Here is a 21,504-nt window from a genome sequence, read left to right as displayed (position 1 = left end):
AGAGCCTGTCAGTTGAGCAGGTGAAGTCCCCTCACCACAGGTAGAATCCGGGCTCACGCACAATTCGAGGTTACATCGGTGGATTTACAGCAGGGCTTCGTCCTGACCCGGCATTGGCGCGACACCCCGGCCGGCACCGAAGTCGAATTCTGGCTGGCGACCGACGCCGGCCCGCGGCGCGTGCGCCTGCCGGTGCAGCCGTCGGTGGCGTTTGTGCCGCAGGTCCAGCGCGGTCAGGTCGAAGCGCTGTTGCAAGGGGAGAAGGACGTTGAGTTGCGTCCCCTTGACCTGCTGGATTTCGAGCATCGCCCGGTGCTGGGGCTGTATTGCCAGCAGCACGCCCAACTGATGCGCCTGGACACCACCTTGCGCCGTGCCGGTGTGGAGGTGTTCGAGGCTGACATCCGGCCGCCGGAACGCTACCTGATGGAGCGCTTCATCACCGCCCCCGTCTGGTTTGGCGGCACAGCCACTGCTGACGGCCTGCTGCGCGACGCCCAGATGAAACCGGCGCCCGAGTACCGCCCACCGTTGCGCCTGGTGTCCCTGGACATCGAAACCACCGCCCAGGGCGATTTGTATTCCATTGCCCTGGAAGGCTGCGGCGAGCGCCAGGTCTACATGCTCGGCCCGCCCAATGGCGACGACACCGGCGTGGATTTCCAACTGGAATACTGCGAATCGCGCACCGTGCTGTTGAAAAAGCTCAATGACTGGTTTGCCCGCTTTGACCCCGACGGGATCATCGGCTGGAACCTGGTGCAGTTCGATCTGCGGGTGCTGCATGAACACGCTCGACGCCTGGCCGTGCCGTTGCGCTTGGGGCGTGGCGGGGAAGAAATGCAATGGCGCGAGCATGGCGCGCGCAACAATCACTTTTTCGCCTCGGCAGCCGGGCGGTTGATCATCGACGGCATCGAGTCCCTGCGTTCGGCGACCTGGAGTTTCCCGTCATTCAGCCTGGAGAACGTCGCCCAGACGCTGCTGGGGGAGGGTAAGTCCATCGACAACCCGTACCAGCGCATGGATGAGATCAACCGCATGTTCGCCGAGGACAAACCGGCCCTGGCCCGCTACAACCTCAAGGACTGTGAGCTGGTGACGCGGATCTTCGCCAAGACCGAGCTGCTCAAGTTCCTCTTGGAGCGGGCCAGCGTCACCGGCCTGCCGGCGGACCGCAGCGGTGGATCGGTGGCGGCGTTCACCCACTTGTACATGCCGCTGATGCACCGCCAGGGTTTCGTGGCGCCGAATCTTGGCCAGCGCCCGCCCGAGGCGAGCCCGGGTGGATTTGTCATGGATTCCCAGCCGGGGCTCTACGAGTCGGTGCTGGTGCTGGATTACAAGAGCCTGTATCCGTCGATCATCCGCACCTTCCTCATCGACCCCGTGGGCCTGATCGAGGGGCTGCGTCACCCGGACGACGGCGAATCGGTACCCGGCTTTCGCGGCGCACGTTTCTCCCGTACCCGGCATTGCCTGCCGGCCATCGTCGCGCGGGTCGCCGAAGGCCGGGAAACCGCCAAGCGCGAACACAACGCGCCGCTGTCCCAGGCGTTGAAAATCATCATGAATGCCTTTTATGGTGTGCTCGGTTCCAGTGGCTGTCGCTTCTTCGATCCACGGCTGGCGTCGTCCATCACCTTGCGCGGCCACCAGATCATGCAGCACACCCGGCAGTTGATCGAAGCCCAGGGACATGTGGTGATCTACGGTGATACCGACTCCACGTTCGTCTGGCTGCGCCGTGCCCACGGCCAGGAAGAGGCGGCCAGGATCGGCCAGGAGCTGGTGGCCCACGTCAATCAATGGTGGCGCGAACAGGTGCGTGACGAGTTCGGGCTGGAGAGTGCGCTGGAGTTGCAGTTCGAAACCCATTTCAAGCGCTTTTTGATGCCGACCATTCGGGGCGCCGAGGAAGGCAGCAAGAAACGTTATGCCGGGCTGGTGACCCGCGCCGATGGCCGCGATGAAATCGTCTACAAGGGCCTGGAGACCGTGCGCACCGACTGGTCGCCGTTGGCCCGGCAGTTCCAGCAAGAGCTATACGGGCGAATCTTCCATCGCCAGCCGTACCAGGATTATGTGCGCGATTATGTGCAGCAGACCCTGGCCGGCGCGTTCGATGATCGACTGGTCTACCGCAAGCGCTTGCGCCGGCCCCTGGAGGACTACGAGCGCAACGTACCGCCCCACGTCCGGGCCGCGCGGCTGGCCGACGAATTCAACCAGCGCCAGGGCCGGCCGCGGCAGTATCAGAATGGCGGCTGGATCAGCTACGTCATCACCGTCGCCGGCCCCGAGCCCCTGGAAATCCGTAGCGCGCCGATTGATTACGACCACTACGTGAGCAAACAGCTGCAACCGGTGGCGGATGCGATCCTGCCGTTTGTGGACGATGATTTTTCGACGTTGGTGGGGGGGCAGATGGGGTTGTTCTGAGATTTCCGTGTATTCCTGCAGAACTCTTTGGACCGGGGACATGGTGGATCTGTGGCGAGGGGATTTATCCCCGTTGGGGCGCGCAGCGGCCCCTGAGATTTCGCGGTACCGATAAAGTTGCGAGTGCTGCGCACTCGAGCGGGGATAAATCCCCTCGCCACAAATCAGTGTGTTCCCGATGGTCCGTATTTAGGCGTCAGACCATCGCCAACCGCTGCTTGCCCTGAGGCTGGGGAAACATCAGGTCAAGGGCCGCCAAATCCTGCGGTTCAAGCTTCAGGTTTGCTGCCTCGGCATTCAGACGTACGTGCTCAGGCTGTACGGCCTTGGGAATGGCAATGACATTGTCCTGGCGCAACAGCCAGGCCAGTGCGATCTGCGCCGGTGTCGCGCCATGGCGTTCGGCGATCTGCCCCAAGGTATGGTCCTTGAGCAGATGCCCACCCTGGCCGACCGGGCAGTAAGCCATGACCGGCATACGCTGTTCCTGACACCAGGGCAGCAGGTCGAATTCGATACCACGTTCTTGCAAGTTGTACAGCACCTGGTTGGTGGCGCAGGCCGGCGAGGCCAGTTCTTCAAGGTCGGCGACATCGAAGTTCGACACGCCCCAACGACCGATCTTGCCTTCTTCGCGCAACCGTTCGAAGGCTTCGACGGTTTCCTCCAGCGGGTACTGTCCGCGCCAATGCAGCAGATATAGGTCGATGTAATCGGTGTCGAGCCGCCGCAAACTGCGTTCGCAAGCCAGGGGAATGCCTTTGCGGCTGGCGTTGTGGGGATAGACCTTGCTCACCAGGAAAACCTGCTCGCGCAGACCGGTGATCGCTTCGCCAACGACGGTCTCGGCACCGCCTTCGGCGTACATCTCCGCCGTGTCGATCAGGGTCATGCCCAGCTCGATGCCCAACCGCAGGGCCGCGACTTCCTTCTTGTGATGGGACGGTTCCTCACCCATGTGCCAAGTGCCTTGGCCGATCACCGGTACGGACACGCCGGCCAATTCCAGAGTCTTCATGCCAACCTCCTGTTTTTCAGACCGATAGTGCTGTGGCAGCAGGATAGACCAGGTGTTCACAAATGATCATCCCCACGTGGGGCGTGGGGATGATCAGCCGGTGGGAACGTTATTTTGCGGAGAACTTCAACACCATGGTCTGGGTGTAGGCCTGGCCTGGATCAAGCCGTGTCGAAGGGAAGTTCGGCTGGTTGGGCGAGTCGGGGTAGTGCTGGGTTTCCAGGGTGAATGCGCCCCAATGCGGATAGACCTTGCCTTGTTTACCCTTGACCGTGCCGTCGAGGAAGTTGCTGGTGTAGAACTGCACGCCAGGTTCGGTGGTGTAGAGCTGCAGGCGTCGTCCGGACTCTGTGTCATACACCTCGGCGGCCAGTTTTTTCACATCGCCCTTGGCGTCCAGCGCCCAGTTGAAATCGAAGCCGCCCTGTTTCGGTTCGGCGAACTTGAGTTGTGGGTGATCAGCCTTGATATGGGTGCCGATGGCGGTGGGTTGGGTGAAATCCATCGGTGTGCCGGCCACGGGGGCCAGTTCGCCGGTGGGAATGAGTTTGCCGGTGACCGGCGTGTAGTGGGCTGCGTGCAGGGTCGCGAGCTGCTCGAGTATGTCGCCGTTACCCGCCCCAGCCAGGTTGAAATAGCTGTGGTTGGTCAGGTTCAGCACCGTGGGTTTGTCGGTGCTGGCCTTGTAGTCGATGCGCAACTCGTTCTGTTCGTTGAGGCTGTAGGTGACGTCGGTCTTCAGCGTACCGGGAAAGCCCATCTCTCCATCGGGCGACACGTAGGTCAGGGTGACGCCCACCGAGTCCTTGCCATCATGGGGTTGGGCCTTCCATACACGTTTGTCGAACCCTTGTGGCCCGCCATGCAGGGAGTTGCCATGGTCGTTCTGCGGGACCTGGTAGCGCTTGCCGTCCAGCTCGAACGCCCCGTCGGCCAGGCGATTGCCGAAGCGGCCGATGGTTGCGCCGAAATACACGCTGCCGTTCTTCTGGTAACCCTGCACGTCGTCAAAACCGAGCACGATGTCGGCGGCCTTGCCGTTTTTGTCCGGCACGCTCAACGACTGAAGGATGCCGCCGTAAGTGATGACGGTGGCCTCCATGCCGTGGCTGTTGCGCAGCACGAATTTTTCCACCGGGGTACCGTCATCGGTCTTGCCGAACGCACCGCGTTCATTGGTCAGGCCGGCAGCCTGGGAAGCCGAGGTGGCGATCATCAGAGACACTCCGAGGGCCGTGAGCAGATGTCTGGATTCAAGCATGGTATGACCTTCCTTCCTGTTGTTTTGTTGTTGTTTTGAACGCGGGTCGAGTCGTTACTGGTCGGACAGCTTTGAAGGCTTTTCTGTTTAGTAGTCTTTCTATTTGAGTAGCAAGAAGGGATTTATAGCCATAAATAGAGATTAATCAATTAAAAAGTAAGACTAATTGGATGTGAGAAGCGTAGCCCAAGCGTGAGGATTTTTGTCGGGCACTGCACTTTTGCGGTTTTTACCGCTCTATCCATGGCCTGGAAGCGGCGACCCCCATCGCTTCCCCTATCCAGACCGAGACTCGATGGCCGGTGCTTTTTATTCTGTGATGAGGTTGCGACGTCGCTGTTCAGTGTTGTTGGTCGGTGTGTTGTTGCTGCTCAGCGGCGGCTGCAGCCATCAACAGGGGCAGGACATGGTCACTCAGTTCAGCAACGCCAGGCCCCAGGAGTTCCTGCAGACCAGCGTCGACCGCATGGCCACGTTGGCGATGCGCGACAACCTGCAAAGTCTTTACCTGTTGATGAGCAAGCTGTACCTGCGCAACCCTGAGGAATTGCGCAAGTCCGGCTTTCTCGACGCTCGCGCCGCCGAAAAACAGGTGCGCCTGGCCATTGAACAGCAGCAGCCCTTGCCAACATTGGGCGGCAAGAAGGACCTGGCGGCCCTGAGCTATGCCATGAGTCCGGAGTTCCTCGGTGATCGGGTCGGTGCGTTCATCTATGCCATCGGCAGCATGTTGGTCACGGCCCATGGCAATCGCCTCGAGTTCTACATGACCGACGCCATCGACCCGCGCTTTGTCAGCAACGCCGCACGCAACATCGAAAAAGCCACATGGCTGCTGAGCCAGCGCCAGAACAAGGACGGTAAGCTGCTGCTGTTTTCCAACGAGATCTCGGAGGAGGGCAGCAACCTGAGTTTCGCCGTGGAGTTCGGGAAGATCGTCGCGCGACTGGATCTGCTGACCCAGATGTTGGACGAGCGCTACCGGCGGATCGGGCTGAACTACGCCCAGAGCCTGCTGTTCCTTAACTTCCTGCCGGTCCAGTGAGGTACGACTGAAAAGGAATAAAGATAGATCACATCGATATAGGGAGTTATAAGAAAAATCGCTATGCTCGCGGCCAGATTTTTCACGCGGTAGCGCTGAGACGGGTTTAATGGATTTCGGTAATGTCGGTTTAGTCGTAGCAGGCTTGGTGGTCGGTTTCATCGTCGGGATGACCGGCGTGGGCGGTGGTTCGCTGATGACCCCCATTCTGTTGTGGTTCGGTATCAACCCTGCCACTGCGGTGGGTACGGACTTGCTGTACGCGGCCATTACCAAATCGGGTGGTGTCCTGGTGCATGCCAGGAACCGCAACATTGACTGGGCCATTACCGGCTGGCTGACCTTGGGCAGCGTGCCGGCGGTCGGATTGACGCTGTGGTTTCTCAGCAGCCTGCACAGCTCGCCCGACGCCATGAACGCGGTGATCAAGCAAGCCCTGGGTTTTGTGCTGTTCGCCACCGCCCTGGCAATCCTGTTCAAGAAACGCCTGCTGCAATTCGCCCATGACCGTGCCGGCGGACACTACAACCCCACTGGCACGCGCCTCAATGTGCTCACGGTCATCACCGGCCTTGTGCTGGGCACCATGGTCGCGTTGACCTCCATCGGCGCCGGGGCCCTGGGCACCGTTGCGTTGTTCATCCTCTATCCCTTCCTGGTCACCAAGCGCCTGGTGGGCACCGAAATCGCCCACGCCGTGCCGCTGACCCTGGTCGCTGGCCTGGGCCACGCGAGCATGGGCAACATGGACTGGCACATCCTGGGGTTCCTGCTGATCGGTTCGTTGCCGGGGATCTACCTGGGCAGCCATCTGTCAGGGCGCATCTCCGACGAACTGCTGCGCCCGTGCCTGGCGGTGATGCTGGCGATGATCGGGTTCAAGTTGGCGTTCTAGCATGGGCAACGAGATCCCTTGTGGGAGCGAGCTTGCTCGCGATAGCGGCATGACAGTCAACATCGAAGTCGGCGGGTAGATCGCTATCGCGAGCAAGCTCGCTCCCACAGTGGTCCCCGTTCCAACTCTCGCGCCAAACTCTCCCCACGGTTGCGCAATGAACCCTCTGGCCTAAGCTTCAAGGCAGGTAGGCGTAGTATTGATCGACTCGCGGAACAATCGCCGCCATGCGCAATCAGTACAGCGTAAATATCAAAAGGAGAGGCGCATGCTCATTCGGTCATTGACCTTCGCTACCTTGCTGGCTGTCGCCGGTCCCCTGTTCGCCGCCGATGGCGATTCACCTTTGTTGGCGGAGACGGGCAAGGCCCGCCCCCTGATCGTCATCGCCCCCAGCACTGTCGACCCTGCGTGGGTCAGCCTGAAAAAAGCCTTGGAGGAACCCGCCGGCAAGCAGGGTTTTTCCGAGCGCAATATGGTGCTCTATACCATCCTCAACACCATCGGGCAGCGCGACGGTAAAGACCTGGACCCGCAAAGCACCATGGCGTTGATCCGTTCACTCAAGTTGGGAGCCGGTGCCCAGACCAAGATCATCCTGGTGGGCAAGGACGGGGAAAAGAAGCTTGAGCATTCCGGGGCGATCGAGCTGAAAGACATCTTCGACACCGTCGATAAGCTACCTGCGGCAGAAAAAGAAGCGGCGCCTCCGCCCCCACCTCCCGCGCCGGAACCTGCGCCGGCCAAGGATGCGAAGGGCGCCAAGCCTGGCAAGGCGGGCAAGCCGCCGGCTGCGGCGAAGCCGTTGGACGATTGATAGCCCCGTGGCGAGGGAGCTTGCTCCCGCTGGGTCGCGAAGCGGCCCCCCAGCCCATCAGTCGACGAACCATCGAAAAAGCATAGGGCTGCTTCGCAGCCCAGCGGGAGCAAGCTCCCTCGCCACAGTGACTTGCTCAACCTTCTACTGCGCTTGCAGCGCCGTCAGGATCCGGTGCGCCGCCTTCACCCGCTCCTCAATCGGATAATTCTTGTTCGCCAGCAACACGATGCCCATGTTTTTTCCGGGCACGAAAGCCGCGTAGGCGCCAAACCCGTTGGTCGAGCCGGTCTTGTTGATCCAGGCATCGTCCGGTGCGGGGCGGGGCGGATCGAGCGGTTCTACCTTGTTTGGCGTCATGGCCATCTGCGGTGCATTGCCGGCCAGCAACTCATCCAGGCTGATAGGGTAAGGGTAGAACTCCCAGCCCAACCCTTGGGTCATCCCGCCAACCGAATAGAACCCCGTGTGGGTGGTGGCGATGGCTTTGCGCAGATCGGCGTCGAGTTTTTCCGGCTGCAAGTTGGCCTCGATGAAGCGAATCAGGTCCGATGAACTGGTTTTCACCCCGTAAGCCTCGGAATCCAGCGCACCAGGCCCGACCCTGACGGGCTTGCCGTCCTTTGCATAGCCTTGGGCATATCGACCCAGCTGATCCTGCGGCACCCGCACATAACTGTGCTTGAGGCCCAACCCTGGCATCAGGGTGTGCTCCATCACCTCATCAAATGGCTGTCCCAGGCTGCGGGCCGCCAGAAAGCCGAACAGGCCGATGCTCGGATTTGAATAGACCCGTTGGGTACCGGTCGGGTAGAGCGGCTTCCAGGTCTTGTAGTAATCGAACATCCGGTCCGGATGGTCCGCCTCGTCGGGAAACTGCAACGGCAGGCCACCGGGGGTGTAGGTGGCGAGGTTGAGCAGGCTGATGCCGTCGAAGGCGCTGCCACGCAGCTCGGGGGCGAAGCGACTGGCCGGGTCCGACAGGGACAGTTTGCCCTGGGCCTCGGCATAGGCGCCCAGGGTCGCGGTGAAGGTCTTGCTGACCGAGCCGATCTCGAAGAGGGTTTGGTCGGTGACTGGTTTTTTCGTGTCCTTGGACGCCACGCCATAATTGAAGAAATGGCGTTGGCCGTTGTGGGTAATCGCCACGGCCATGCCCGCCACGCCTTGTTGCTTCATCAGGGGCCCGATGGTTGCATTGACCGTCTCTTCAATGCGCTCCTGGGCAAAGCCGGGAGTTGTCCCGCAGGCCAGCAAAAAAGTACCTGCGAGTAGCGATTTGGCAATGTGCATGTCGGACCGTCTCCTTGGATTGCGATGGTCAAGCCGGCTGCATCCAGCAGCTTTGCGTGCCTGAGTTCACCTGAGGGGGAGGCCAATCTAGGAGGTTTTCGGTTGTTCGGCAATCGGACGTCACCCGGTCCACGCCAGGTTCCGAGTTGTCCGACCAGGTCGCCGGAGCGTTCCTACGAAAAATCTCTGGCCGTTCAGGTTTCGGCCGCGCATGGCAAATCACACAAACCTGCGGCTGCCGGGTAAACTTGCGCTCTTTCTAAAGGAGCCCACATGAGTTACTACCAGCCCGGCATTCTCGCCACCCCTGTTCCGCCTCAGGCCCGCCATTTGTTTTTTGCCCTGGAATCGGTCGAGGCGCTGCCGGCTGCGATAGACAAACTCCTGCTGCAGCTCGATGGCCGGGCCGTGATCGGCTTTGGTGAGTCGCTGGTCCAGGCGCTCGGCGCCCAGGTCGAAGGCCTGCGGGCGTTTCCTGCGCTGGCCGGCGTCGGCGTGGACAATCCCTCGACCCAGCACGCGTTGTGGTGCTGGTTGCACGGCGAAGACCGGGGCGAGCTCATGCACCGCAGCCGCGCCATCGAGGCGGCGTTGGCCCCGGCGTTGCGCCTGGTGCAGATGAACGAAACCTTCCGCCACATGACCGGCCATGACCTCACGGGTTATGAAGACGGCACCGAAAATCCTCACGATGAAGCCGCCATTGCCGCCGCCCTGGCCCAAGGCGTTGACGGGGTGCGTGGTGGCAGTTTTGCAGCGATCCAGCAGTGGCAACACGATCTGGACGGTTTTGCGGCGATGCAGCCCCATGAGCGCGACAACATCATGGGTCGACGCCTGAGTGACAACGAGGAAATCGACGATGCGCCGGAATCGGCTCACGTCAAACGCACCGCCCAGGAAAGCTTCGCACCGGAAGCCTTCGTCGTGCGCCGCTCCATGCCCTGGATCGAGGGTGATCGCGCGGGCCTGATGTTCCTGGCGTTTGGTTTTTCCCTCGATGCCTTCGAGGCGCAACTGCGTCGCATGAGTGGCTTGGAGGACGGCATCACCGACGGACTGTATCGCATGAGCCGGCCGATCACCGGCGGTTACTACTGGTGTCCGCCGCTGCTGGACGGGCGCCTGGATTTGCGGGCCCTGGCCCGGTAAGCGCAGCGGTTTGTGCAAAGCGTGACGTGAACGCTATTCTTGGGGCGCACGTCATCCGTGGAACGGGAGAAGCAAGCGTGGATAAAGTCATCGTCATCACCGGTGGCGGCCGCGGAATCGGGGCGGCCACGGCACTGTTGGCTGCCGAGCTGGGTTATCGGATCTGCATCAATTACCAGTCCGATGAAAGCGCCGCGCAGGATGTGCTCGAACAAGTCCGGGCCAAGGGTGCGCAGGCGATCGCCGTGCGGGCCGACGTCAGCATCGAAGACGAAGTGATCAGTCTGTTCGACCGGGTGGACGCCGAACTGGGCCGTGTCACCGCCCTGGTGAACAACGCCGGCACGGTGGCCCACAAATCCCGGCTCGATGAAATGTCCGAATTCCGCATCCTCAAGATCTTGAAGACCAATGTGCTGGGGCCGATTCTCTGCGCCAAGCACGCGGTGCTGCGCATGTCCCCCCGGCATGGTGGGCAGGGCGGGAGTATCGTGAATGTCTCCTCGGTGGCGGCCCGCCTGGGCTCACCGAACGAATACGTCGACTACGCCGCTTCGAAGGGCGCATTGGACACCTTCACCATCGGCCTGTCCAAGGAAGTGGCCGGCGAGGGCATTCGCGTCAATGCGGTTCGCCCGGGTTATATCTACACCGATTTCCACGCCCTCAGTGGCGACCCGGACCGGGTCAGCAAGTTGGAATCGGCAATTCCCATGGCCCGGGGCGGTCGCCCGGATGAAGTGGCGGAAGCGATTATCTGGTTGCTGTCGGACAAGGCTTCGTATGCGACCGGGACGTTTGTGGATCTGGGGGGTGGGCGCTGAGCCTTGGGTTGTCTAGTCTGGCCCCATCGCGAGCAAGCTCGCTCCCACATTTGAATACGGTCTCCTGTGGGAGCGAGCTTGCTCGCGATGAGATCCGCATCCTCTAGTCTTCCATTGGAACGGCTGGATAATATATCCCGATAACATCGATTATCACTGGATGATTTCAATGTCATCGAACCCTAAGCCGTGTGGAGGGTTTTCCCCCTGTTCGATTGCGGATATACGAACTTTAGGAAATTGGGACGTTTGAGGTGGAGGAGGAAATGCAACCTCGTAAGAATGCCATTGGTCATCGCCGTCGGGTGGGCTCAGTGGCTTGTAGTCATTTTCATTGAGTATGCAAACCAAGTCTGTCAGGTCTACGCCCAATGGGACCTTGATCTTGAACTTTACCGTCACTGGAAGATCTTCCGCGAATGGCAGCTTGAAGATCTTGGCCACGCTGTAATCAGTCACATACTCATCGCCTGTAATGTAATGGTTGCCCCCCTTTTCCTGTACTATTTTGCCATCACTTTGGGTAAATCCCCAGCCGTCCAGGCCGTTCTCGAAATCTTGAAAATAGTTCACGATGTTCTCCTCAGGTAGTTTTCGCTAACTCGTGACCCTCATTTGGTTAGCGATTTCTACGCTAAGTCGTTTCTGACGAGCGTGCTACTGTCAGGTCTGACAGGTCGTTCTCAGTTGTCTTGCCTGCTTATAAACGAGCGAATGATCCGCCCCAACGTCTCCATTGCCTTCTCCGACGCTTCGGTCCACGGGCTGCCGTAGTTCAGGCGGATGCAGTTCCGGAACCGCCGGGTCGGTGAAAAGATCGGTCCCGGAGCGATGCTGATGCCTTGGGCCAGGGCCATCTGGAACAGTTTCAACGAATCCATCTGCTCCGGCAGTTCCAACCACAGGAAGTACCCTCCCGTCGGCTGGCTGACGCGGGTCTGGGCCGGAAAGTAGCGAGCGATGGCGGCGAGCATGGCGCTTTGCTGTTCTTCCAGGGCATAACGCAGTTTGCGCAGGTGACGGTCGTAGCCGCCGTGTTGCAGGTAGTCGGCGATGGCGGCCTGGGCCGGCATCGAGGCGCACAGCGACGTCATGAGTTTGAGCCGTTCGATCTTCTGCGCGTAACGGCCGGCCGCGACCCAACCGATGCGATAGCCCGGCGCCAGGCTCTTGGCGAACGAGCCGCAATGCATCACCAGTCCTTCGGTGTCGAACGCCTTGGCCGGCTTGGGGGCCTGTTGACCGTAATAGAGTTCGGCATACACGTCGTCCTCTATCAGCGGCACCTGATGGCGGCGCAGCAGTTCCACCAGCGCTTGTTTCCTTTCCTCGGGCATCGTCGCGCCCATGGGGTTCTGGAAACTGGTCATGCACCAGCAGGCCTTGACCGGATGACGCTCCAGCGTCTGCGCCAACACGTCCAGGTCGATGCCGTCGCGCGGGTGCACGGGAATTTCCACGGCCTTGAGCTTGAGCCGTTCCAACACTTGCAGGCTGGCGTAGAACGCCGGCGCCTCAATTGCCACCAGGTCGCCGGGTTCGGTTACGGCCTGCAGGCACAGGTTCAAGGCTTCCAGGGCGCCGTTGGTGACCAGCAGTTCTTCCATGGGCAGCATCAGCCCGCCGACCATGTAGCGCAGGGCGATTTGCCGGCGCAGTTGCGGATTGCCGGGCGACATGTCCGTGACCACCACCCGCGGATCCATATCCCGGGTGGCGCTGGACAGCGAGCGGGACAACCGTTGCAGCGGAAACAGCATCGGGCTGGGGAACGCCGACCCGAACGGTACGGTGGTCGGGTCCTTGATCGAGTCCAACACTGAGAACACCAGTTCGCTGACGTCGACTTCGGTGGATTCGTGCACCTGGTTGCTGATCACCGGCTCGGAGAACGGGCTCGGCGCATGGGTGTTGACGAAGTAGCCCGAACGCGGCCGGGCGCGGATCAGTCCGCGTCGCTCCAGCAGGTAATACGCCTGGAACACAGTGGACGGGCTGACGCCGTAGGTCTGGCTGGCATAACGCACCGACGGCACGCGTTGGCCCGGCCCCAGCATGCCGGAGCGGATCAGTTCAGCGATGTCGTCGGCGAATTTCTCGTAGCGTTTCATGGCGGGCCCAGTCTTGAACGGTTCGGCGGGAGCCGCGTGAGATGCACTCGGCGCCCGGCATCTTAAAGCTTCACCGATTCATCGGTGCGACAAAACGGCTCTTGCCCAGGCTGTAGATGCCGGGCTCATCGCTGTCGGTCACCTTGAAGGTCATTTCCTGGGAGCCACTGCGGGGCCGTTCGCTGAGCATCGCCACCGACACCGGCACATCGACGATTTCCCCCGGTGCCAGGCTCAGTTGTGTCTTGCCTTGCAGGACGAAACCGTCACCGTCCACCAGGGACAACTGATAGTCCTGGCGTTGCTGGGTCTTGTTGATGATTTTCAGGCTGTAGATGTTCTCGATCTGACCTGCGCTGTTTTCGCGGAACAGGCCGCGGTCCTTGCTGACGTCCAGGGACACCATGGGCCGCTCTGCCAGCGCGATGGCCAGTGCGCCGATCATCACCAGCAGCACGGCGGTATAGCCGATCAGTCGGGGCCGCAGCAGGTGAGTCTTGCCGCCTTGCAGTTGATGCTCGGAGGTGTATTTGATCAGCCCGCGGGCATAGCCCATTTTGTCCATGATCGAGTCGCAGGCATCGATGCACGCTGCGCAGCCGATGCATTCCATTTGCAGGCCGTCGCGAATGTCGATGCCGGTGGGGCAGACTTGCACGCACATCTGACAGTCGATGCAATCGCCGAGGCCGACATTGGCGGGGTTCACTTCGCGTTTGCGCGGGCCACGGATTTCGCCACGGGCTGCGTCGTAGGAAATGGTCAGCGTGTCCTTGTCGAACATCACGCTCTGGAACCTTGCGTAGGGGCACATGTGCATGCACACCGCTTCACGCAACCAGCCAGCGTTGAGGTAGGTGGCGGCGGTGAAAAACAGCACCCAGAACAGACTGACGCCGGCCATTTGCAGGGTCAGCAACTCTTCGGCCAGGGGGCGGATAGGCGTGAAGTAACCGACGAAGGTCAGGCCGGTGAGCAGGCTGATGGCCAGCCACAGCGTGTGCTTGGCCGAGCGGCGCAGCAGTTTGTTCAAGCCCCACGGCGCTGCTTGCAACTTGATCCGCTGGTTGCGTTCACCTTCGGTGATTTTCTCGCACCACATGAAAATCCAGGTCCAGGAGCTCTGTGGGCAGGTGTAGCCGCACCACACACGGCCGGCGAACACGGTGATCGCAAACAGACCGAAGGCGGCGATGATCAACAGCGCCGAGAGCAAGATGAAATCCTGGGGCCAGAAGGTCGCGCCAAAGATGTGGAATTTGCTTTCGGAAAGATCCCAGAGCACCGCCTGGCGGCCGCCCCAGTCCAACCACACCGTGCCGAAGAACAGCAGGAACAGAACCCCCGCACCGCTGATGCGCAAGTTGCGGAACATGCCGGTGAAGCTGCGGGTGTGGATCAGGTTATCGGTGGTCCTGGCCTTGATTTTCGACGGCGCGGGTTCGAAGGTCTGTATCAACTGGACGGGGATTCTATCGCTCATGGTCGGTCGCTCATCAGCCTCTATCTGGCCGACGCACTATGACCATCGAACTGTTTGCATAACAGACTCAGGTAAATCGATAAAAACCGGATCAGATGGTGTTAAGCGCCGCGCCTGCGACACTTTGATGCATGCCTGGGATTGGTGAACATCTCTTTGTGGCGAGGGAGCAAGCTCCCTCGCCACAAAATCTTCCTGCGCAGGCCTTCAGATCACCGAATCACCATCGGTAGCCTTGACGTGCTTGCGCCCATCCGCTGCCCCGGCCACTGTCAGCGCATCGGCTTCAGCCTCGGTGATGTAGACCCGCCCACCATTGAGCTCCACGGCTGACATGGCTTTTTCCGAGTCGGTGATAACGGTCAGCTCGCTGGCAGGGCGCTGTTCCGTGCCGTTGAGGGTGTCGAAATGACAAGTTTTGTCTTCATCGATACTTACAGTCATGGTTGCGCTTCCTTCTGAATGTCCTGAACGTTAGGCGTCGCCCCAAAGCCAGGGTTCGTCGTGGCTGATCAGCGGTCGGGTGCACCTCTGGCTTCGCTTGCGGTCCATCGTTTATCGATTGGAAAAAGGAGCGATTCATGGATGCCTGGTGGCATGAAGTCTGGGTGACCCTGCAAGCGGAATTCGCTGACATCACCGATGCCCAGCAGATGACGCGGGTCACGGTGCGCCTGCTGATGGCCGCGGTGCTGGGCGGCATTCTCGGTTTCGAGCGGGAGCACAAGGGCAAGGCGGCCGGCGTGCGCACCCACATGCTGGTGGCCCTGGGGGCTGCGTTGTTCGTGCTGGTGCCGCAGATGTCCGGTTCCCAGGCCGACGCCATGAGCCGGGTCATCCAGGGGGTTGTCGCGGGCATTGGTTTTCTCGGCGCGGGTACCATCTTGAAAAACAACGACGGCGACGAAAGCCACGTAAAAGGCCTGACGACCGCGGCCGGCCTGTGGATGACTGCCGCTATAGGCGTCGCCGCCGGGTTGGGGCGGGAGGCGACGGCGGTGCTTAGTACGATTTTGGCGTTGGTGATCTTCAGTGTGATGCCGGTGATTGTCCGGGCGTTGGAGAAGGAGGACAAGCCGTGACCGCGATCTTCAGCCAGAACACTCCATTCGATGTGGGAGCGGGCTTGCTCGCGAAAGCGGTGTGTCAGTCGACGGAAACCTTGGCTGACACTACGCCTTCGCGGGCAAGCCCGCTCCCACAGTTTTTTTGTTATCCACTAGGCTGTTGATCAAACCCGCTCTGGAGGCTTCTCGTTCGGCGGATCGCCCAACGGCGGCTGAGGGTCGAGCGGCGGGTCTTTCTCGGGAATCGGTTCCGGGTCGGGGCCGGGCGGCGGTAAGGTGGGATCGTCGATGTTGGGATCGGGTGTTTCGGCTGGGATGGGAATATTCATCGGGACGGGTCTCCGTGACACACATGGCTTGAGTCGTGCTTATTGTTGTTGACCACCCCGTACCGGGTTTGATCCCCCGGGATACATCCGGGCAAATCCCTCTGAACTTTTAAGCGCTGATTCGGTTCGGAGTTTAAGTGAGTTTTTTCAGGGACCCGTTGGGCCTTTACCGCCACAAGCGCGTCCATGGGGCGTAAAAGGAGCGATGCTCGATGACTGCTGAACACTCGACTGACTTGGCCTATAACCCGCACTTGCCGTTGTCCCAGGCCTTGTTGTTGCCGCGAATCGCGATTGAAGACACCCTGCCGGTGATCGACGGTGGACAGTTCGCCGCCAAGGCGGTGGCGGGGCAGGACGTGACGGTGACCAGCAAAGTGTTCGCCGATGGCCATGACAAGCTGGCTGTGCGAATCCGTTGGCACGCCTTGGATGACGAGGTGTGGAACAGCGAGGTCATGACCGAACTGGGCAACAACGGCTGGCAAGGTCGGTTCAACGCGCCGAAACAGGGCCGTTATGTGTTCTGCATCGAGGCCTGGATCGATCAGTTCGCCAGTTTCTGCTACGAGTTGGGGAAAAAGTTCGGCGCCGGGGTTCCCATCAGCCTGGAGCTGCAGGAAGGCCGCAACCAGGTACAAATGGCTGCCGAGCGCAGTGAAGGTGAACTGAGGGAGCAGCTCACGGCCTTGCACCATGAACTCTCGGGTCTGTTGCCGGCCGAGCAGGTGGCGCTGTTCCTGGCGCCGCGCAGTGCCAACCTCATGTCCCTGGCCGATCATCGCCCTTACTTGAGCATCAGCCCTGAATTCCCGTTGGATGTGGAACGTGAGTTGGCCGAGTTCGCCAGCTGGTACGAATTGTTCCCGCGCTCGATCACTGATGATCCCGCTCGCCACGGCACTTTCAACGACGTGCATTCGCGCTTGGAAATGATCCAGGACATGGGCTTCGATGTGCTGTACTTCCCGCCGATCCACCCCATTGGTCGCAGTTTTCGCAAAGGCCCGAACAATTCCCTCACGGCTGGCCCCGACGACCCGGGCAGCCCTTATGCCATCGGCAGTGAGGAAGGCGGGCACGAGGCGATTCACCCGCAACTGGGTTCCCGTGAAGACTTCCGGCGGCTGGTGGCGGCAGCGGCCGAGCATGGCCTGGAGATCGCCCTCGACTTCGCCATCCAGTGTTCCCAGGACCATCCGTGGCTCAAGCAACACCCGGGCTGGTTCAGCTGGCGGCCGGACGGCACGATCAAATACGCGGAGAACCCACCGAAGAAATACCAGGACATCGTCAACGTCGACTTCTACGCGGCGGATGCGATTCCCAGCCTGTGGCTGGAGCTGCGGGACATCGTGGTGGGCTGGGTCAACGAAGGCGTGAAGATCTTCCGCGTCGACAACCCCCACACCAAGCCCTTGCCGTTCTGGCAGTGGCTGATCGCTGACGTGCGGGCCCAACACCCTGAGGTGATGTTCCTGGCCGAAGCCTTCACCACCCCGGCGATGATGGCGCGCCTGGGCAAGGTCGGTTATTCCCAGAGCTATACCTACTTCACCTGGCGCAACACCAAGGCCGAACTGGCGACCTATTTCACCGAGCTGAACGAATCGCCCTGGCGCGAATGCTACCGGCCGAATTTTTTCGTCAACACGCCGGACATCAACCCGGCCTTTCTCCATGAGTCGGGACGTGCGGGCTTTCTGATCCGGGCGGCGCTGGCGACCATGGGCTCGGGCCTGTGGGGCATGTACTCGGGCTTCGAGCTTTGCGAGTCGGCGCCGGTGCCGGGCAAGGAGGAGTACCTCGACTCGGAGAAATACGAGATCCGCCCTCGCGACTTCACCGCGCCGGGCAACATCATTGCCGAGATCGCCCAGCTCAATCGCATCCGCCGACAGAACCCGGCGTTGCATACGCATTTGGGCCTGAAGGTCTACAACGCCTGGAACGACAACATTCTGTACTTCGGCAAGCGCACGCCCGACGGCAGCAATTTCATCCTGGTGGCGGTGAGCCTTGACCCGCACACCCCACAGGAAGCCAATTTCGAGTTACCGCTGTGGGAGATGGGCCTGCCGGACGATGCACAGACCCAGGGCGAGGATTTGATGAGCGGCCACCGCTGGACCTGGTATGGCAAGTATCAGTTCATGCGCATTGACCCGGCTTACCAGCCGTTTGGGATTTGGCGGATCAGCGTGGCTTAAGACAGGTGCGAGGCTGATAGAGCGCTGTTGTGGCGAGGGAGCTTGCTCCCGCTTGAGTGCGCAGCACTCATCGCTTTTTTGGGGCCGCTGCGCGACCCAGCGGGAGCAAGCTCCCTCGCCACAACAGCTCCCGCAACACTTGCCGCATAAGACCTCACTAGCCTGTTCCAGCGGCTTTATAGAATTCATCAGGAGTTGCAAATGGCGAAGAAACCCCGGTCTGCCACCTTCATCAAAGACCCGCTCTGGTACAAGGACGCGGTGATTTATCAGGTTCACGTTAAATCCTATTTCGACTCCAACAACGACGGGATCGGTGACTTTCCCGGCCTGATCGAGAAGCTCGACTACATTGCCGATCTCGGCGTCAACACCATCTGGCTGCTGCCGTTCTATCCCTCGCCGCGGCGCGATGATGGCTACGACATTGCCGAATACCGTGGTGTGAGCCCCGACTACGGGACAATGGCCGATGCACGGCGCTTCATTGCCGAAGCTCACAAGCGCAATCTGCGGGTCATCACCGAGCTGGTCATCAATCACACCTCGGACCAGCATCCTTGGTTCCAGCGGGCGCGCAAGGCCAAGCTGGGTTCGGCGGCGCGGGATTTCTACGTGTGGTCCGACGATGACCACAAGTACGATGGCACGCGGATCATTTTCCTCGATACCGAAAAATCCAACTGGACCTGGGACCCGGTGGCCGGCCAGTATTTCTGGCACCGTTTCTATTCCCATCAGCCCGACCTCAATTTCGATAATCCACAGGTCATCAAGGCTGTGCTGTCGGTGATGCGCTACTGGCTGGACATGGGCATCGATGGCCTGCGCCTGGACGCCATCCCGTACCTGATCGAGCGCGACGGCACCAACAACGAAAACCTGCCTGAGACTCACGACGTCCTCAAGCAGATCCGTGCCGAGATCGACGCCAACTACCCCGACCGCATGTTGCTGGCCGAAGCCAACCAGTGGCCGGAAGACACCCAGCTGTACTTCGGCGATGTCGATGCCCAGGGCCTGAATGGTGATGAATGCCACATGGCGTTCCACTTCCCACTGATGCCGCGCATGTACATGGCGCTGGCCCAGGAAGACCGTTTTCCCATCACCGATATCCTGCGTCAGACCCCAGAGATCCCGGCCAACTGCCAGTGGGCGATCTTCCTGCGCAACCACGATGAGTTGACCTTGGAGATGGTCACCGACAAGGAACGCGACTACCTGTGGAATTACTACGCGGCCGATCGTCGGGCGCGGATCAACCTGGGGATTCGCCGACGCCTGGCGCCGCTGATGGAGCGCGATCGTCGCCGCATTGAGTTGCTCAACAGCCTGCTGCTATCCATGCCCGGCACACCGACGTTGTACTACGGCGATGAAATCGGCATGGGCGACAACATCTACCTGGGCGACCGGGATGGCGTGCGCACCCCAATGCAGTGGTCCATTGACCGCAACGGCGGCTTCTCGCGGGCCGATCCGGCCAGCCTGGTGCTGCCGCCGATCATGGACCCGCAATACGGCTACCAGTCGGTCAACGTCGAGACCCAGGCCGGCGACCCGCATTCGCTGCTCAACTGGACTCGGCGGATGCTGGCGGTGCGCAAACAGTCCCAGGCCTTCGGCCGGGGCACGCTGAAAATGCTGTCCCCGAGCAACCGTCGGATCCTGGCCTATACCCGGGAGTACACCAGTCCGGAAGGCAAGCACGAAATCATCCTCTGCGTGGCCAACGTATCCCGCAGCGCCCAGGCGGCCGAGCTGGACCTGTCGACCTACGCGGGCATGGTCCCGGTGGAAATGCTGGGCGGTAATGCCTTCCCGCCCATCGGCCAGTTGAATTTCCTGCTGACCTTGCCGCCCTATGGCTTCTATTGGTTCGCCCTGGCGACGGAGAACCAAATGCCGAGCTGGCACGTGGAACCGGCCCAGAGCCTGCCGGACTTCACCACCCTGGTGCTGAAAAAGCGCCTGGAAGAATTGCTCGAAGCGCCATCGCGCACCACGCTGGAGCAGACCATTCTACCGAGCTGGTTGCAGAACCGTCGTTGGTTCGCCGGCAAGGACAGCGCCATCGAGAAGGTCAACATTGTCTACGGCGTGCGCTTCGGAGACCCGCAGCATCCCGTGTTGCTCAGCGAAATCGACGTCACCAGCGCTGGCCAGACATTGCGCTATCAATTGCCATTCGGCCTGCTGGCCGAAGACCAGGTGGGCGCGGCGTTGCCACAGCAATTGGCGCTGTCACGCGTACGTCGGGTGCGCCAGGTCGGTTTGATCACCGACGCGTTCAGCCTGGAAAGCTTCATCCGGGCCGTGCTCCAAGGCATCCAGGCCGGCACGGTGCTGCCATGCACCGAGGGTGAGTTGCGTTTCGAACCCACCGAAGGCCTGACCGCGTTGAACCTGGGAGCCGAGCCGGAAGTGCGTTATCTGTCCGCCGAGCAATCCAACAGTTCAGTGGTGGTGGGTGGCGCTTTGGTGCTCAAGCTGATCCGCAAAGTCGCCTCGGGCGTGCATCCGGAACTGGAAATGAGCGCCTACCTGACCGCCGCAGGTTTCAGCAATATCTCGCCGCTGCTGGGTTCGGTGGTCCGCCGTGACGCCCAGGGCGAGGATGCGTTGCTGATGATTGCCCAAGGTTACTTGAGCAACCAGGGTGATGCATGGGAATGGACCCAGAACAACCTCGAACGCGCGCTGCGTGATGAATTGGCCGATGCCGTGTCCGAGCAGGAACAGCATTACAACGCCTTGGGCGAACTGAAGGATTTCGCCGGCATGCTCGGCCAGCGCCTGGGGGAAATGCACCAAGTGCTGGCCCAGCCCACCGACGACCCGGCCTTCGCGCCCCAGGCCACCAACGCCAAGGAAGCCCAGGCCATCGGCAAGGATGTGGCGGCGCAGGTGGAAAATGCCTTGCGTCTGCTCAAGCAGAACCAGGGCCAACTGAACCCTTCGGACCAGGCCATGGTTGCACGCTTGCTGGAGCACAAGAAAACCATCCTGGCCCATATCCAGGCGCTGGCCGGCAAAGCCGTCGGCGGCTTGCGCATCCGCGTCCACGGCGATCTGCATTTAGGGCAGGTGCTGGTGATCAAGGGCGACGCCTACCTGATCGACTTCGAAGGCGAGCCGGCACGGCCGCTGCATGAGCGTCGGGGCAAGCACAGCCCGTACAAGGACGTCAGTGGCGTGTTGCGTTCCTTCGATTACGCGGCCGCCATGGCAATCCATTTGAACACCGTCGACAGCACGGCCGATGCCGATGCGGCCCGGCAACGGGTGGCTGATCGTTATTTGGAAGAGGCCCGCGAAGCATTTGTTCAGGCATATCGACTGGCGGCAGCTAGTCTTGCTCATGAATGGAAGGATGCTGAAGGCGAAGACGCCGCGCTGGCGTTGTTCGGCCTGGAGAAGGCGGCCTATGAAGTGGCCTATGAAGCCGAGAATCGCCCCGCCTGGCTGCCCGTGCCATTGCACGGTCTGTACGGGTTATTGAGTGGGCTTGAACCCTTTTCCGACTTAGCCGGACCGATTTAGTGGAGAAAAAC

At 60.9% G+C, this 21,504-nt stretch carries 17 protein-coding genes; 9 read left to right on the top strand and 8 right to left on the bottom strand.

Features of this window, described 5'->3' with window-relative positions:
* Positions 1 to 78: 78 nt before the first annotated feature.
* Complete coding sequence (locus tag CD58_RS19205; protein WP_025214615.1) at positions 79 to 2,442, top strand: DNA polymerase II; 2,364 nt, start codon at positions 79 to 81, stop codon at positions 2,440 to 2,442.
* 196 nt (positions 2,443 to 2,638) lie between these two features.
* On the opposite strand, the gene CD58_RS19200 is transcribed toward CD58_RS19205, so the two are convergent.
* Both CD58_RS19200 and CD58_RS19195 read right to left on the bottom strand, forming a co-directional pair.
* The gene (locus CD58_RS19200) at positions 2,639 to 3,460 is read right to left on the bottom strand and encodes an aldo/keto reductase (RefSeq protein ID WP_025214614.1); all 822 of its coding nucleotides are present in this window, start codon (positions 3,458 to 3,460) and stop codon (positions 2,639 to 2,641) included.
* A gap of 109 nt (positions 3,461 to 3,569) precedes the next feature.
* Positions 3,570 to 4,721, bottom strand: coding sequence for an aldose epimerase family protein (locus CD58_RS19195; RefSeq protein WP_025214613.1), 1,152 nt, complete (start codon positions 4,719 to 4,721; stop codon positions 3,570 to 3,572).
* Positions 4,722 to 5,040: 319 nt separating this feature from the next.
* On the opposite strand from CD58_RS19195, the gene CD58_RS19190 reads away from it, so the two are divergent.
* The 3 genes from CD58_RS19190 (at position 5,041) to CD58_RS19180 (ending at position 7,478) form a co-directional block, all read left to right on the top strand.
* Positions 5,041 to 5,766: a hypothetical protein gene (locus CD58_RS19190; protein WP_038436918.1), complete on the top strand. Its 726-nt coding sequence runs from the start codon at positions 5,041 to 5,043 to the stop codon at positions 5,764 to 5,766.
* A gap of 109 nt (positions 5,767 to 5,875) precedes the next feature.
* The gene (locus CD58_RS19185) at positions 5,876 to 6,661 is read left to right on the top strand and encodes a sulfite exporter TauE/SafE family protein (protein WP_025214611.1); all 786 of its coding nucleotides are present in this window, start codon (positions 5,876 to 5,878) and stop codon (positions 6,659 to 6,661) included.
* 268 nt (positions 6,662 to 6,929) lie between these two features.
* On the top strand, positions 6,930 to 7,478 hold the full coding sequence (locus CD58_RS19180; protein WP_025214610.1) for a DUF4174 domain-containing protein: 549 nt from the start codon (positions 6,930 to 6,932) through the stop codon (positions 7,476 to 7,478).
* Between the two features lie 144 nt (positions 7,479 to 7,622).
* Here the strand turns inward: CD58_RS19180 and ampC are convergent, their stop codons facing one another.
* Positions 7,623 to 8,771 carry a class C beta-lactamase gene (gene ampC / locus CD58_RS19175; protein WP_025214609.1) on the bottom strand — a complete coding sequence of 383 codons (1,149 nt, stop codon included), beginning with the start codon at positions 8,769 to 8,771 and terminating at the stop codon, positions 7,623 to 7,625.
* A 273-nt stretch (positions 8,772 to 9,044) separates the two neighbouring features.
* Here ampC and CD58_RS19170 point away from each other — a divergent pair, with 273 nt between their 5' ends.
* Complete coding sequence (locus tag CD58_RS19170) at positions 9,045 to 9,923, top strand: Dyp-type peroxidase (RefSeq protein WP_025214608.1); 879 nt, start codon at positions 9,045 to 9,047, stop codon at positions 9,921 to 9,923.
* A gap of 77 nt (positions 9,924 to 10,000) precedes the next feature.
* A complete protein-coding gene (locus CD58_RS19165) occupies positions 10,001 to 10,747 on the top strand; it encodes an SDR family oxidoreductase (protein WP_025214607.1) in 747 nt (248 codons plus the stop codon).
* Positions 10,748 to 10,900: 153 nt separating this feature from the next.
* Here CD58_RS19165 and CD58_RS30640 read toward each other — a convergent pair whose 3' ends face one another.
* From CD58_RS30640 to CD58_RS19145, 4 genes are all read right to left on the bottom strand, one after another.
* A complete protein-coding gene (locus CD58_RS30640) occupies positions 10,901 to 11,320 on the bottom strand; it encodes a hypothetical protein (protein WP_144238592.1) in 420 nt (139 codons plus the stop codon).
* A 110-nt stretch (positions 11,321 to 11,430) separates the two neighbouring features.
* Positions 11,431 to 12,858 carry a GntR family transcriptional regulator MpaR gene (mapR, locus tag CD58_RS19155; RefSeq protein WP_025214605.1) on the bottom strand — a complete coding sequence of 476 codons (1,428 nt, stop codon included), beginning with the start codon at positions 12,856 to 12,858 and terminating at the stop codon, positions 11,431 to 11,433.
* Between the two features lie 70 nt (positions 12,859 to 12,928).
* Positions 12,929 to 14,341, bottom strand: coding sequence for a cytochrome c oxidase accessory protein CcoG (ccoG, locus tag CD58_RS19150; protein ID WP_025214604.1), 1,413 nt, complete (start codon positions 14,339 to 14,341; stop codon positions 12,929 to 12,931).
* 207 nt (positions 14,342 to 14,548) lie between these two features.
* Positions 14,549 to 14,785, bottom strand: coding sequence for a DUF3203 family protein (locus CD58_RS19145; RefSeq protein WP_025214603.1), 237 nt, complete (start codon positions 14,783 to 14,785; stop codon positions 14,549 to 14,551).
* Positions 14,786 to 14,922: 137 nt separating this feature from the next.
* Here CD58_RS19145 and CD58_RS19140 point away from each other — a divergent pair, with 137 nt between their 5' ends.
* Complete coding sequence (locus CD58_RS19140; RefSeq protein ID WP_025214602.1) at positions 14,923 to 15,423, top strand: MgtC/SapB family protein; 501 nt, start codon at positions 14,923 to 14,925, stop codon at positions 15,421 to 15,423.
* Positions 15,424 to 15,572: 149 nt separating this feature from the next.
* Here the strand turns inward: CD58_RS19140 and CD58_RS31270 are convergent, their stop codons facing one another.
* The gene (locus CD58_RS31270; RefSeq protein ID WP_200868890.1) at positions 15,573 to 15,737 is read right to left on the bottom strand and encodes a hypothetical protein; all 165 of its coding nucleotides are present in this window, start codon (positions 15,735 to 15,737) and stop codon (positions 15,573 to 15,575) included.
* Positions 15,738 to 15,949: 212 nt separating this feature from the next.
* Here CD58_RS31270 and CD58_RS19135 point away from each other — a divergent pair, with 212 nt between their 5' ends.
* Entirely contained in the window at positions 15,950 to 17,947 is a 1,998-nt protein-coding gene (locus CD58_RS19135) for an alpha-1,4-glucan--maltose-1-phosphate maltosyltransferase (protein WP_025214601.1), read from the top strand.
* A 201-nt stretch (positions 17,948 to 18,148) separates the two neighbouring features.
* A complete protein-coding gene (gene treS / locus CD58_RS19130) occupies positions 18,149 to 21,493 on the top strand; it encodes a maltose alpha-D-glucosyltransferase (protein WP_025214600.1) in 3,345 nt (1,114 codons plus the stop codon).
* Positions 21,494 to 21,504 lie beyond the last annotated feature (11 nt).

Source organism: Pseudomonas brassicacearum (assembly GCF_000585995.1).
Lineage (GTDB): Bacteria > Pseudomonadota > Gammaproteobacteria > Pseudomonadales > Pseudomonadaceae > Aquipseudomonas > Aquipseudomonas brassicacearum_A.
Note: the sequence above shows the minus strand (reverse complement) of the source record. Positions and strands in the feature narration are given on the sequence as shown.